The following is a 13,853-nucleotide window of genomic DNA, read 5'->3' as shown; positions in this document are numbered from 1 at the left end:
GGCATTCAAGTCGGCCATGGCCGGCGCCGGACGGCCAGTGATGCGGTTCAGTCAGCTCGCTCTGGCCCAAAAGGCTTGAACATAAGGATCAGTTTGGGCAGCAGGGTCAGGGCAGCGAGCAGGGCAGTCAGCATGGCGAAACCGGTAAACAGGCCGAAGTAGATCGTGGGTATGAAATTGGACAGCGCCAGGATGGAGAAGCCCATGATGATCGTCAGCGACGTATAGAACATGGCCCGACCGATGCTCTGGTGGGACGCGTGCATGCTCTGGAGATACCTGCCGCTTCGTTTGAATTCCTCCCCGAAGCGGTGAATGTAGTGAATGGTATCATCAACTGCGATGCCCACGGTTATGGCCGCCACTGTAATGGTCATCAGATCCAGGGGTATGCCGAGCCAGCCCATGAGTCCCAGCACACTGCCGGCTGCAAGAAGATTGGGGGCGATACCGATCAGGGCAAGTTTGAACGACCGGAACAGCACCAGGAACATGATGCTGATCGCCAGAAAAACCAGGCCCAGGGTCTTGATCTGGGAGTCAAACAGACTCTGCAGCATGTTGTTATACATGACTGTCATGCCGGTAAGCATCACCTGATCCTCTTCGTAGCCAAGGTCTGTGACCAGATGCTCCCGGATCCGGCCAAGCAACTCATCACGCTTGAGGTCAGGGGAGGAGTCCATCAGGCGCAGGCTGAAGCGGGCCTGGTCGTGCTGTTCGGAGATGTACGGGGTAAGCAGTATGTCATGGAGGTCTGTCGGCAAGGCTGAAGGTACAAAAGCGAGCTCCAGGGCATTGAGCGGTTCACCCTCGTTTATCTGCGCCAGCAGACGCAATGTGGTGGTAATGGACAGGGTTTTGCCCACTTCCGGGAGACTGTCCAGATAGTCATGGACCTGCTCGAGTTTCTGCATTTTCTGGTAAGTGAACCAGGTATCCCGGTAGTCACTTTCCTCCCCACACTCGTCCACAAACGGATCACAGTCACTGGCGAAAGGGTCGTCCCCGGCCGCTGACTCAGGCGGCGACTCGTCATTGATGATCACATCCAGTGGCGATGTGCCGCCCAGCTTGTTATCGATGGTGATCATGCCCTGATAGATCTCGGTATCCGATTTGAAGTAATCGATAAAACTGTTTTCAACGGAGAGCCGGCTAATTCCGACAACGCACAGCACCGCCAGAATCAGGCTGACCACCAATACGCTGCTGCCGAAACGCTCGGTCAGGCTGGCGAAAATGCGGGTGAATGCCCGGCCCTCGTCAGCCGGAAGATTGCTGGCGGGAGGTGGCATGAGGGAGATCAGAGCCGGGAAAACAACGAAGGCAATAATAAAGGCGAGCGCCAGCCCCAGCGTCATCATCCAGCCGAAATCAATCACCGGGCGGATACCGCTGAAGGTCAGCGAACCAAAAGCGACAATGGTGGTTACGGCCATGTAGAAACAGGGCCTGACCATGGTCCTTACTGTATTCATGAGAATGTCCCCGGGCTCAGCCTCGGGGGATTCATGCTGGAACTCACGGTAGCGCACGATCAGATGGATGGTCAGCGACAGGGTCATGATCAGCAGTAGCGACACGTAGTTCGACGATATGACGGTCACCGGCCAGTTGGTCCAGGTGAGATAGCCGGTCACCAGCCATACGGTAAAGAGGCAGCATAGCAACGGCACAACAACCCATTGCCATTGCCGGAAGATCACCGCGAGTGTCACCAGCATGAACAGCAGGACACCGATACCGAAGGTGGACAGATCACTCTCGATGAAGCTGATCATGTCGGCGACGATCATGGGCACTCCCCCAAGGTGCAGCTCTGCGGAATCCTGGTACTGGTCGAGGATGTCCCGGACCTGGGCGATGGTCTCGTCCTGGCGTTCGGTGAGGCGCTCCTTGAGTTCAATGAACCGGGTATCGACCGTTTCCAGTTCCTGTCTTTCCGATTCTGGCAAGTCCCCCCTGTCGACTTTTTCCTGAAGCCTGTTGCGCTCGTACAGAAGCTCAAAGTACTTGTCCGGCGTCGGTAGATTTACCTGTATCGCCGTGGTCTTGGCGTCTTCACTGATGAGCAGGTTCGGGTAGAGCGGATTGTCCAGAAGAGCCTGACGGGCGGTATCAAGGGGCACATCATCCTCGTCCAGAGTTTTGAGCTCCGTGTCGACGGTGTCCAGGGTGAGCTGGGGGCTGTGCAGTAAAGGAACACTGAGAATGCTGTTGGTGGAGCCCGCCGCCTCAAGTTCCGCCAGGTCATTTCTCAGGTTACGAAGTGTGCTGATGGCCGACTCGGTGAATAGGTCGCCGGCAGGGGTATAGGTAACAACGAGAAAATCATCGGAAGCGGTAAAGCGCCGATTGACCGTTCGGTATTGCTCCAGGGCCTTGTCTCCTTCCAGAACCAGTGACTCAGCCGAGGCATCAAGGCGGAACTGGTCAAGGCGCAGGCTTGCCAGTACCAGTAAAAGACCGAAGCCGATGAGAACGAAAGCAGGACGGGCAATGACAATTCTTCGGTACATCGAGACAAGGGTGGTCATAAGCATCCATGGCCTGGAGTTCAGATGAACGCAGTCTGCCACAGATTGAGGCGAAATGGTGCCCGGAAGGCCTGTGATAGGCCTCGTCGGGCAGGGCGGTAAGCGGTCAAACCCGAACTTTTCGGGCTGCGAGCTCCAGTTCCTGTATCAACTGCCTGAGGCGCTGGCCCATAGCGACGCTGTCGCCCAGCTGGGTCACCATCTCCTGAGTCGTGCTGCGGATGCTCTGAAGGTTTGTGCGGGTGTCCTCTGTACCGGCAGTCTGCCTGGCTGAAACGCTGGCAATTTCGTCGTTGCTGTCGGAAATACGAGTCACCAGGGTCGTTATTGCATCCAGAGCGCCGGCGCAGTCGTTGGCCTGCTCGACACATAGACTGGCGTTCGCGGAGCCATCCTTCATCTGCTGGACGCTGGTTGCCATAGCCGCCAGTAACCGGTCGATAAGCCCCTGGATCTGGTCCGTTGAAACCTGGACCCGCTGCGCCAGCCTGCGTACTTCATCAGCGACCACAGCAAAGCCACGACCCTGTTCCCCGGCCCGGGCCGCCTCTATGGCAGCGTTGAGGGCAAGCAGGTTGGTCTGGTCGGCAATGCCCTTAATTTCGGCCACGGCCTGGCCGATTTCCTGACTGTTTGCCGCCAGCGACTGCACGCTTCGGGCGGACCCCTCGATTGCGGTGGCCAGTTGCGTGATGGCCTGGGCCGTAGAGGCAACCTGATCATTTCCTTTAACAGCGGACTTGCGTGCTTCCTGGGACAGAGTGTTGGCCATGCCGGCCTGCTCGGCGATGCCGGCAAAGCTCAGCATCATGGAATCGACGGCCTGGGCCGAGCGTTCAGCGCCGGCTTGCTGGCTGACAAGGTCATCCCGGCGTCTGACCGCACTCTCTGAAAGCTCACGGGCCTCCTCGTGCAGGCGCCCTATAGCGTCCTTCATGCTGCGCACTACAGACATGGTGCGGTCTTGCATGGCGTTAAATGCTCTTCCCATCTCGCCAATCTCATCCCTGGAATCCACCAGGGCCCGTTGTGAGAGATCTCCGGAGGCTTGCACGGCCACCATGGTATCTTTCAAGCGATTGACGTGGCGTTCGATAAACGAAATGAGGAGCTGAGAGCCGGCCATTTCCATCAGCATGAGGATCAGAAGGACCAGGGCAAAGCCAGGCGCCTTTTCCACCAGCACATCAGCAAAGGGCTGCTCTGTTGCTGTCGCTATTTCATTGATGGCGTACAGTGACAGAAGCCCGAGCGCCAGAAGGACCAGGATGTTCAGGCACCAAAATTTGTACTTCAGGCGGGCATTTCGGAATATGTTCAGCATGCGGAATCCGTATCAGTATGACCTGGTGACCGCGCTCCAACACGTCACTCAGACTGGACCTTCAAATTAGCAGCAGCCCGAAAGGAATTCCTTGTCGCAGATCATGGGATTGGGTCTTTTGTGTGGCCAAGTTTTGTTCAGCAATGACTCAGTCCACGGCCCGGATGGGTATCTGGTTAGCCATGTCGGTTTTGGGTACCGCAGGAACCGCCAGGCCAAGATTGTTTTTTTCGAAAACCCGGTCAGCGCGGTAGCTCGAACGAACCATCGGGCCGGAGGGCACTTCCATAAACCCCTTGGCCAGGCCCAGGTCCCGGTACCGGTTGAATTCTTCCGGCGGAACGTAGCGCTCGACCGGAAGATGGTTGGGCGTGGGGCGGAGGTACTGGCCCAGGGTCAGGATATCCACACCGATGGCCCTGAGATCGTCCATGGTAGCCAGAATCTCTTCGTCCGTTTCCCCCAGCCCCAGCATCAGGCTGGTTTTGGTCAGCACATCCGGGCGGTAGCGCTTGGCGTGGGCTAGTACATCGAGGGTTTTCTGATAGCCGGCCCTCGGGTCCCGGACCGGGTGGGTGAGGCGCTCGACAGTTTCCACATTCTGGGCAAACACATCGAGGCCTGAGTCCACCACTTTTTCCACATGAGCCATAACCGCGTCAAAGTCCGGTGTCAGCGCTTCTACCGCCACATGGGGGGTTCTTGTCTTGATTGCGGCGACGCAGGCGGCGTAGTGTCCGGCGCCGCCATCCGCCAGATCGTCCCGGTCGACCGAGGTGAGCACGATGTAACGCAGGCCCATCAATTCGACGGATTTGGCGGTGTTCTCGGGTTCGTCGTGATCAAGCCAGCCGTTGGGGTTGCCGGTATCCACTGCGCAGAAGCGGCAGGCCCGGGTGCAGACTGAACCCATGACCATGATGGTCGCAGTACCATTGCTCCAGCACTCGCCAATGTTGGGGCAGTGGGATTCCTGGCATACAGTGCTGAGCTTGTGGTCCTGGACGTTGCGCTTCACCGCTTCAAACCGTTCTCCACCAGGCATGCGCGCGCGCAGCCATTTGGGCTTGCGGGTCACCGGAGTATCGGCATGGGCTGACTTTTTCTGGCCATCCTTGATGGCAGAAAAACCATGCTCGTTACGGAACTTGGAACCACTGGTGACGCGGGGCTTCACGCTGTCGCTCATGACAACCGGACTCTTTCGGAGAAATTGGATAGTCTTCAAGGGTAATGCCCAGGGGCATGCGATACAAGCCACATACGGGGAAACACGGGTGCGGAACTCACCAGACATTTGGCTAGTCAGGCGCGCGCCCGGAAGTCAACCGGGCTGCAATCAACCGGCCCTCCCCGGCCGGGAATATACCCGATCGGGGAGGGCCGCGAGTCAGGCGGTGGCGGCATCCAATGCCTGGGTGATGTCGGCCAGGATATCATCGACGTGTTCCAGCCCGATGGAAAGCCGGACCAGATCCTCACTCACGCCCGCGCTTTTGAGCTCGTCCGGGCTCAGCTGGCGATGGGTGGTGGTGGCAGGGTGGCAGGCCAGGGACTTGGCGTCGCCGATGTTGACCAGCCGGTAGATCAGCTTGAGCGCGTCAATAAACCGTGCCCCTGCCTCGCGTCCGCCCACAATGCCGAAGCTGAGGATGCCTGAAGCACGGCCGCCGCAGATTTTCTCGCAGGTTTCACGGTAGGGGCTGTCGGCCAGGGTGGCGTAGTTTACCCAGGAGACCTTGTCATGGCTGGCCAGAAAATTGGCGACCTTTTCAGCGTTCTGACAATGGCGCTCCATTCGAAGCCCCAGGGTTTCCAGCCCTTGCATGATCAGGAATGCATTGAACGGTGACAGCGCAGCGCCTGTGTTTCGCAGGGGCACGACCCGACAGCGACCGATAAAGGCAGCATCGCCCAGGGCTTCGGTATAGACGACTCCATGGTAGGAAGGGTCCGGCTCATTGAGCATGGGGAATCGCTCCCGGTTGGCGGCCCAGTCAAACTTGCCTGAATCCACCACGATGCCTGCCACGGTAGTGCCATGGCCACCGATGTACTTGGTCAGGGAGTGGACGACGATGTCTGCTCCGTGTTCGAACGGCCGGCACAGGAAAGGTGTGGCCACGGTATTGTCGACGATCAGCGGAATGCCGTGGCGATGGGCGATCTCTGCCCAGCGCTGGATATCAACGATGTTGCCAGCCGGGTTGCCGATCGATTCGCAAAACAGCGCCCGGGTATTGTCATCAATGGCTTTCTCCACCGCGTCGAAATCATCATGCCCGGCAAACCGGCATTCGATGCCCTGGTTGGGCAGAGAGTGGGCAAAGAGATTATAGGTGCCGCCGTAGAGCTGGCCGGTGCTCACTATATTGCTGCCAACCCGGCAGATGGTCTGGAGGGCATAGGTGATCGCAGCCATGCCTGACGCTACCGCCAGGGCGCCGATACCACCCTCCAGCTGGGTCATCCGCTCCTCGAGCACGGCATTGGTCGGGTTCATGATCCGGGTGTATATGTTGCCCTGGACTTTCAGGTCAAAAAGATCGGCCCCGTGCTGGGTGTCGTCGAAGGTGTAGGAGGTGGTCTGGTAAATGGGCGTAGTAGCCGCATGTGTGGTCGGGTCGCCACTAAAGCCCGCGTGAAGAGCCAGTGTTTCCAGCTTCATTATTGAGGTTCCTTATTGGTCTTTTGCAAAACGCATTAACTGAAGGGTCAGCCGGGTAACTATGCCATAGCTTAGAAACAGGAAGCATGTGTTATATCAGAGGGAAGTCCTGGATGCCCAGCAAAGTATTCCAGTAGCATACTGGCTTTGTCTGCAAACAAAAAAAGCCCGACTCTTGCAAGCCGGGCTTTAGTAATACTGGTAGCAAGGGGCGGAGTTGAACCGCCGACCCCAGCATTATGAGTGCTGTGCTCTAACCAACTGAGCTACCTTGCCAAATCATTCCGGGCAAACGGGCCCCAAACGAGGCGCGTATTTTCAGTATTTCCTGATGTGGTGTCAAGGCCCTGGCCGGATGCCAGATGAAATTTCTCAAAATAATCAGACGTTGAAACGGAAGTGGATAACATCGCCGTCCTGGACGATGTATTCTTTTCCTTCCAGTCGCCACTTGCCCGCGTCTTTGGCACCCGCCTCACCGTTGTACCGTACAAAGTCCTCGTAGCCGATCACTTCGGCCCGGATAAAGCCCCGCTCGAAGTCTGTGTGGATCACTGCCGCTGCCTGGGGGGCGGTCGCTCCGATGCGCACGGTCCAGGCACGGACTTCTTTTACCCCGGCGGTAAAATAGGTCTGCAGGTCCAGCAGGCGATACCCACCACGGATGACACGGTCCAGCCCGGGCTCATCCATGCCCATCTCTTCCAGAAACACGGATTTTTCATCGTCTTCCAGTTCCGCAATTTCCGCTTCCAGCTTGTTGCAGATAGGGACCACCACTGCATTCTCAGCAGTCGCAATTTCGTTGACGGTATCAAGGTAAGGGTTGTTCTCGAACCCGTTCTCATCAACATTGGCGATGTACATGGTGGGCTTGATAGTCAGCAGGCACAGCTCCCGCACCAGGGCACGCTCTTCGATGCTCAGGTCCATGCTGCGCACAGGCTTGCCTTCGTTGAGTACCGGCAGCAGGCTTTCAAAGACCTCCAGTTGTGCTTTGGCATGCTTATCGCCGCTCTTGGCGACGCGCTGGACCCGTTTGATGGCTTTTTCGACCGTGTCCATATCCGCCAGGGCCAACTCGGTATTGATCACTTCGATGTCCGAGGCCGGATCGATCTTGTTGGACACGTGGATGACGTTGCTATCATCAAAGCACCGGACCACATGGGCAATGGCATCGGTCTGGCGGATATTGGCCAGAAACTGATTGCCAAGGCCTTCACCTTTGGAGGCACCGGCCACCAGGCCGGCGATGTCCACAAATTCCATGGTGGTCGGCACCACCTTCTGAGGCTTCACAATTTCTGCCAGCCGGTCCAGACGCGGGTCGGGCATGCCTACCACACCGGCGTTGGGCTCGATGGTGCAGAACGGAAAATTCTCAGCTCCGATGCCGGCCTTGGTCAGCGCGTTAAAAAGGGTAGATTTGCCGACGTTGGGTAGGCCGACGATGCCGCAGTTGAAACCCATGAAAAGCCTCTGCTGGATGCGAATGCTGAATGAAGAAATCGAGAGCGGGATTATACCGAGGTGACCGGTCCGGTGCGAACAGGATCAGTTTTTTTCCGGGCGGAATGAGTGCAGGGCATTCATGGCTCGTGCCATCTGCCCCTCAGCGGCATCCGGGAGTACCCGAATGGCCTGGTTGATGACGTCCTCAAGGTCTGCGGTTTCCTGCTTGCCCAGACGCCCCAGCACATAGTTGGTCACCTGGCGGCTGTCACCGGGATGCCCTATGCCCAAGCGCAGGCGGTAGAAGTTGTTGCTGCCCAGATGGGCAATGGTATCTCTCAAACCGTTATGACCACCGTGTCCACCACCCTGCTTGAGCTTGGCCGTGCCCGGGGGCAGATCCAGTTCGTCGTGGGCGACCAGAATCTGGTCAGGTTCAATCTTGAAGAAATCAGCCAGGGCCTTGATGGCGAGACCGCTGCGATTCATGAAAGTGACGGGGTTCAGAAGGTGAAGGTCGAGGCCCTGCCAGTGGATACGGGCATAGAGTCCATGGTATTTCTTGTCGGGTCGGAGACTCTGGCCCGCATGGCGGGCCAGAGCTTCAACGAACAGGGCTCCGGCGTTGTGGCGGGTGCTTTCGTAATCGCTGCCGGGATTTCCCAGCCCCACCACCATGACGATTTGCTGTGCCATGTGCCTTCGCCTCCGGAGTGGTTACTCCTTGTTTTCGCCTTCTTCGCCTTCGGCGTCTTCGGCTTCATCAACCTTGCTGCCACGTGGCTTGTGGATAGAAACCACTGGCTGGTCGTGATCTTCGCCCTGAAGCAGGGCAGCGATACGAACACCTTCAGGCAGTTTCAGGTCGCTCAGGTGGATAACCTGATCCATTTCCACAGTGGCCATATCCACTTCGATAAACTCAGGCAGGTTCTGTGGCAGACAGATGACTTCCACTTCGTTCATCTGGTGCAGAGAAACGCCGCCCTGCAACTTGATGGCAGGTGCTGATGCTTCGTTGATGAAGTGCAGGGGCACGTTGACGTGGATCTCGTGGTCCTTGTCCACACGCAGAAAGTCGGCGTGGGTCAGCAGCGGCTTGTATGGATGGCGCTGGAGATCCTTCAGGATCACGCTTTCTTTCTTGCCGGCCAGATCGATGGTCAGAATGTGAGAAAAGAAAGCTTCGTTTTCCAGGGCTTTCTTAAGCTCGTTGTGCCAGATCGAAATGGACACGGCTTCACCCTTGCCACCATAAATGATTGCCGGGATCTTCCGTTCCTCGCGACGCAGGCGGCGGCTCGCACCTCTCCCCTGTACGTCCCGAGGGAATGCTTCAATTAAAAATTCCTGGGCCATGATATGTACCTCATTGACACCTGAAGGACTCGCGACCAAGTACACAGCAGGTGTTGTTCTGGAGTTTCCGGATATAAAACAGTTAGTTCCGGAGTATTAAACAAACAAGGAGCCTAACGAGGCTCCCGGTCTGAATGCTTTGTGCAATAGCGCTTATTCGAACATTGCGCTGATCGATTCCTCATTACTGACACGACGGATCGATTCAGCGAGCAGTTCGGCCATTCCAAGGGGGCGGATTCTATCACAATTGGCGGCCTTGTCACCCAGCGGGATGGTATCGCAGACCACCAGCTCATCCAGTTGCGAGGCGTTGATGTTATCAATCGCCGGGCCCGAAAGAACGGGGTGGGTAATGTAGGCGATCACCCGTGATGCACCGTGCTCCTTCAAGGCATCTGCAGCCTTGCACAGGGTGCCGGCGGTATCGACAATGTCGTCCACCAGGATGCAGGTCTTGTCCTTGACGTCACCAATGATGTGCATGACCTGGGAGACGTTGGCCTTGGGGCGGCGCTTGTCAATGATAGCCAGGTCGGCGTCGTCCAGGCGCTTGGCAATGGCGCGCGCGCGAACAACACCGCCGACGTCCGGAGACACAACAATGAAATTCTCGAACCGCTGTTTCTCGATATCTTCCAGTAGAACCGGCGTGGCGTAGATGTTGTCCACGGGAATATCGAAGAACCCCTGGATCTGGTCGGCGTGGAGGTCAACGGTCAGTACCCGGTCAATCCCGATGCTGGTGATCATGTCCGCCACCACCTTGGCACTGATCGAGACGCGGGTGGAGCGAACCCGACGATCCTGCCGTGCATAGCCGTAGTAGGGAATAACCGCAGTTATACGGGTAGCGGAGGCCCGGCGCAGTGCGTCGGCCATCACGATCAGTTCCATCAGGTTATCGTTGGTCGGATAACAGGTAGGCTGAATGATGAAGACATCGTGGCCGCGAACGTTTTCGTTGATTTCTACAGTGGTTTCGCCGTCGCTGAATTTTCCGACGGTTGCCTGTCCCATTGGGATGTGCAATTTCTTCGCGATACTTTTTGCCAGGTCCGGGTGGGCATTACCGGCAAAGATCATCAATTTGGACACGATGTCATCCTTCTCGATGTCAGTGTTGGATTCAGAAGAAGCGGAAGAAAGGTGGCTGGGGTGGCAGGATTCGAACCTGCGCATGACGGGATCAAAACCCGTTGCCTTACCACTTGGCGACACCCCAGTATCGTGCTCTTTTGGCATCATTTCAGCTCTGTCAGCTTTTTGTGTAGAGGTGAAAGGTTCACCCCTCTAGCTACGAACCCGGTGATGCCGGAAGGTCTGCTTGCCCAGACTTTTTGGGCTTTGGATTCTGTTGGGAAACGTCCAAATATGCAAGCCCCGGTTCCGGTTAATCTTGCAGGTCCGAATTGTGCCAGCCAATCCAGGCTTCGCTTAACCTCCGGATACAGTCTGCAAACTACATCCTCGCAGTCGTTTCGGTACCTCGATGCGTCTCCCTCAAAAGCGGGCGCTATTTTGATTCTCGGGGTGTCTCTTGTCAACCCTTGCTCCGAAAAAATCAATCCGGTGCTGATGTTGCAGTCAGGCTTAAGAACAAGGTACCAGATTTCCGGGGGCTCTGCCGGAGTCAGTTTCTCCCCGATGCCTTCACCCCAGGCAGCGAAGCCGCGCACGAAAACCGGTACGTCGGCACCCAGTTGCAGTCCGAGCTCTGCCAGCTCTTCACAGGATCTGCCGAGCTGCCAAAGACGGTTCAGCCCCAGCAGGGTAGTGGCCGCGTTGGAGCTGCCGCCACCCAGTCCGCCACCCATGGGGAGGCGCTTGGTGAGACTGAGGTTAACTCCGCAAAGGGGTTGGTCGACGGTTCTGCGCAGGGCCAGGGCAGCTAGCAGGATCAGGTTGTCACGGTCAGGCACCCCCGGAAGTGCAGGGTCAAGCAGGATCCGGTCGTCATCGCGGGGTGAAAAACCCACGTCATCGCCATAGTCCAGAAACTGGAAAAGCGTTTGCAGTTCGTGATAGCCGTCAGGTCGGCGACCGTTAATGTGAAGAAACAGATTGAGTTTGGCAGGGGACGGCAGTGTGAACATTACCGGGCCGAATCCGGACGTTGCCAGGCAGTAACGGCTACACGAACCCGCTTGTCATCCTTCAAGGCGGTGATGCGCGCAGGCAGCGGCTGCAGGTCCTCGACAAAATCCCGCCATCGGTCGTAACGAATCTCCCAGCCTTGCTGGCGGATGACTGTAAGTATCTGTTGATCATCAAACAGCAGTTGATAGTCGCCCTCAGGGGCGGGCAACCCGCGGATCCACCAGATAAGGCTGTCAATTGGCAACTGCCAGCCGGTTGCGGCCGCAATCAGCTCGGCGGGCTCGTTGGATATATAGGTTTCACCATCCGGCAGCGTCAGCTCAAGGTAACCCGGAACCCCTGAAAGTTCCGTGCGGCCCATGCCCAAAAAGGCCGATGACAGCGCCAGGTCATAATGCTCGCCGTCCTGGACCCAGCGGTTGATGATGGCGGTGCCGCTGTCTGAGTCTTGACGGACCGCCAGCTTGCCCTGCAGCTGCCAGTGCTGGAACCCTGCCAGTTGCCGCTGACGCTCTCCCCAGTCCGCCGGCGGCTGGTCTGTCAGGCCCTCGGGCAGCGGCTCGGTCGGGGTTGTGGCACAGGCTGACAGAAGCAGCATGCACGCCATCACCCAGAATACGTGGAGCTTAGTCAAGATCCGCCTCCGCCCCGAGACGTTCAATGGTTTCAATAATCAAGGTGTCGTCCGGGTAGGCCTCGAGCGCCCGGCGCCAGACGATTCTGGCCTGCTCTTCCTGGCCATCAGCCCACAGGGCTTCGCCCAGATGAGCGGCCACTTCCGGGTCAGGGAAAGCTTCATAAGCCTCCATAAGGTAGGTCAGGGCCTCCTGAACCTGGCCCTTCTGGAACAGCACCCAGCCCATGGAGTCGAGAATGGCCGGATTGTCCGGGTCCAGGCTGAGCGCACGCTCGATATAGTCCTGGGCTTCATCAAGGCGTTCGGTACGGGTGGTGAGTATGTAGCCCAGGGCGTTCAGTGCGACGGCGTTATCAGGCTGTAATTCAATGATGCGGCGGAGGTCCTGTTCGGCGGCCTCGAAGTCGCCCTTGTTGTCGAGCAGCATGGCGCGGGCGTAAAGCATGCGCACGTTGTCTGGATAGGCTTCCAGGGCCTGGTTGGCTACAGCCAGGGCGTCTTCGTTATTGCCGGTATCCAGTAGCAGGTTGATTTCCAGCAACCAGAAGTTTTCGGCTCTGTCGGGGTTTTTCATCCGCAGGCTCTGAATCTGGCTGCGGGCTTCCTCAAGTCGCCCTTGCTCGGCCTTGAGCGCACTGGCCCGTGCCAGGGCGGGGAAAAAGTGGCTGCCCTCCAGTACCTGTTCATAGTAATCAATGGCCGTTTCCGCATCGCCTGCTTCGTCGGCGATGCGGCCAAGGTAGTAATGTGCCTCACTGGTATGATGACCCTGCTCGATTAGCCGGGAAAGACCTTCCTTTGCGACCTCTGTTTCACCATTCTCAAGTGCGACCAGGGCATGTGAGAGCTGCAAGCCGGGCACATCGGGGAAGCGCTTGACCAAACGAGCAAATTCATCCTGGGCAGCCTGTAGCTCACCTTCGCTGATCAGCATGCGGCCGTACAGGGTTCCCATCTGGCGATTGTCCGGATAGCGGCGAGTGTTGCGCAACAAGTGGGTCAGGGCCTCATCTTTTTCGCCCAACTGATAGAGCAGGTCGGCTTTGAGAACCAGCGCTGGCTGAAACTCGGGATCTTCTTCAAGCAGAGGCTGTAGCTGCTCCAGGGCCGCTTCGAAGGCGCCGGTGATCTTGAGCAGCAAGGCAATGCTGTACTCGATTTCCGGGTTGTCCGGGTGGCGTTCTTCCAGGGCCCGATAAAGCTCCAGCAGTTCCTGCTGGTCGCTCGGAGGCAGATTGCTGGCCATGGCCGCCAGGCTGTCAAAGTCGGCATCGCCGCCCAGCGCCATAATGCGCTCCATATGCTCCAGGGCAGCCTCCAGGTTGTTCTGCTTGACCTCCTGGATGGCGGCCACGCGGTGAGCCTCAAGGCTATCCGGATCAATGTCCAGCCAGAGCGTCGCAAGCTGGCGCTGGGCGTTGTCTGCGTTCAGGGATTGGGCGACGCGCATGGCACGCTCGGTGACACCTTTGTCCAGCGAGCGTTTGGCCGCTTCCACGTAGTTCACCAGGGTGATGTCATAACGGCCGCGCTGGGCCGCAATTTCCGCGGCCAGGAGCAGGTAGAGAGTCTCCGGTTCGAACTCGGCATTGCCGGTTTCAGGCTCGGGGATGTCGGTCTCTTCAAGAACGACAATCTGGTCGGCAGGTGCCTGATCGGGAAGAGACTGGTCGGTGCCTGAGTCACCGTTCAGGCCGGCACAGCCGGTCAGAGTGAGCCCTATCACGCCGGTGACCAGCAAAGAGGCAAGTTTTTGCATGTTACATCCTG

General features: G+C 57.7%; 11 protein-coding genes and 2 tRNA genes. All 13 read right to left on the bottom strand.

Annotated features, from left to right (window positions below; translation table 11 throughout):
* Window positions 1-47: 47 nt before the first annotated feature.
* Window positions 48-2,540: an efflux RND transporter permease subunit gene (locus tag G7W63_RS00935; protein WP_166251742.1), complete on the bottom strand. Its 2,493-nt coding sequence runs from the start codon at window positions 2,538-2,540 to the stop codon at window positions 48-50.
* Between the two features lie 106 nt (window positions 2,541-2,646).
* Complete coding sequence (locus G7W63_RS00930; RefSeq protein WP_166251739.1) at window positions 2,647-3,864, bottom strand: methyl-accepting chemotaxis protein; 1,218 nt, start codon at window positions 3,862-3,864, stop codon at window positions 2,647-2,649.
* A gap of 148 nt (window positions 3,865-4,012) precedes the next feature.
* Window positions 4,013-5,053: a lipoyl synthase gene (gene lipA, locus G7W63_RS00925; RefSeq protein ID WP_166251736.1), complete on the bottom strand. Its 1,041-nt coding sequence runs from the start codon at window positions 5,051-5,053 to the stop codon at window positions 4,013-4,015.
* A gap of 201 nt (window positions 5,054-5,254) precedes the next feature.
* A complete protein-coding gene (locus G7W63_RS00920; protein ID WP_166251733.1) occupies window positions 5,255-6,532 on the bottom strand; it encodes an O-acetylhomoserine aminocarboxypropyltransferase/cysteine synthase family protein in 1,278 nt (425 codons plus the stop codon).
* 199 nt (window positions 6,533-6,731) lie between these two features.
* Window positions 6,732-6,808: transfer RNA gene (locus G7W63_RS00915), tRNA-Met, on the bottom strand.
* 105 nt (window positions 6,809-6,913) lie between these two features.
* On the bottom strand, window positions 6,914-8,005 hold the full coding sequence (gene ychF, locus G7W63_RS00910) for a redox-regulated ATPase YchF (protein ID WP_166251731.1): 1,092 nt from the start codon (window positions 8,003-8,005) through the stop codon (window positions 6,914-6,916).
* A gap of 84 nt (window positions 8,006-8,089) precedes the next feature.
* On the bottom strand, window positions 8,090-8,683 hold the full coding sequence (pth, locus tag G7W63_RS00905) for an aminoacyl-tRNA hydrolase (RefSeq protein WP_166251728.1): 594 nt from the start codon (window positions 8,681-8,683) through the stop codon (window positions 8,090-8,092).
* A 21-nt stretch (window positions 8,684-8,704) separates the two neighbouring features.
* Entirely contained in the window at window positions 8,705-9,346 is a 642-nt protein-coding gene (locus G7W63_RS00900) for a 50S ribosomal protein L25/general stress protein Ctc (protein ID WP_166251725.1), read from the bottom strand.
* A 153-nt stretch (window positions 9,347-9,499) separates the two neighbouring features.
* Window positions 9,500-10,444: a ribose-phosphate diphosphokinase gene (locus tag G7W63_RS00895; protein WP_166251722.1), complete on the bottom strand. Its 945-nt coding sequence runs from the start codon at window positions 10,442-10,444 to the stop codon at window positions 9,500-9,502.
* A 52-nt stretch (window positions 10,445-10,496) separates the two neighbouring features.
* A tRNA-Gln gene (locus G7W63_RS00890) sits at window positions 10,497-10,571 on the bottom strand.
* A 19-nt stretch (window positions 10,572-10,590) separates the two neighbouring features.
* A complete protein-coding gene (gene ispE / locus G7W63_RS00885; protein ID WP_166251719.1) occupies window positions 10,591-11,442 on the bottom strand; it encodes a 4-(cytidine 5'-diphospho)-2-C-methyl-D-erythritol kinase in 852 nt (283 codons plus the stop codon).
* On the bottom strand, window positions 11,442-12,083 hold the full coding sequence (gene lolB, locus G7W63_RS00880) for a lipoprotein insertase outer membrane protein LolB (protein ID WP_423202265.1): 642 nt from the start codon (window positions 12,081-12,083) through the stop codon (window positions 11,442-11,444). Before lolB ends, ispE begins: the two co-directional genes overlap by 1 nt.
* Window positions 12,073-13,842 carry a tetratricopeptide repeat protein gene (locus G7W63_RS00875; protein ID WP_166251716.1) on the bottom strand — a complete coding sequence of 590 codons (1,770 nt, stop codon included), beginning with the start codon at window positions 13,840-13,842 and terminating at the stop codon, window positions 12,073-12,075. The genes lolB and G7W63_RS00875 overlap by 11 nt, the downstream gene beginning before the upstream one ends.
* Between the last annotated feature and the right edge of the window lie 11 nt (window positions 13,843-13,853).

Source organism: Marinobacter salicampi (assembly GCF_011074795.1).
GTDB classification, from domain to species: domain Bacteria; phylum Pseudomonadota; class Gammaproteobacteria; order Pseudomonadales; family Oleiphilaceae; genus Marinobacter; species Marinobacter salicampi.
This window is presented reverse-complemented; position numbering and strand designations above follow the sequence as displayed.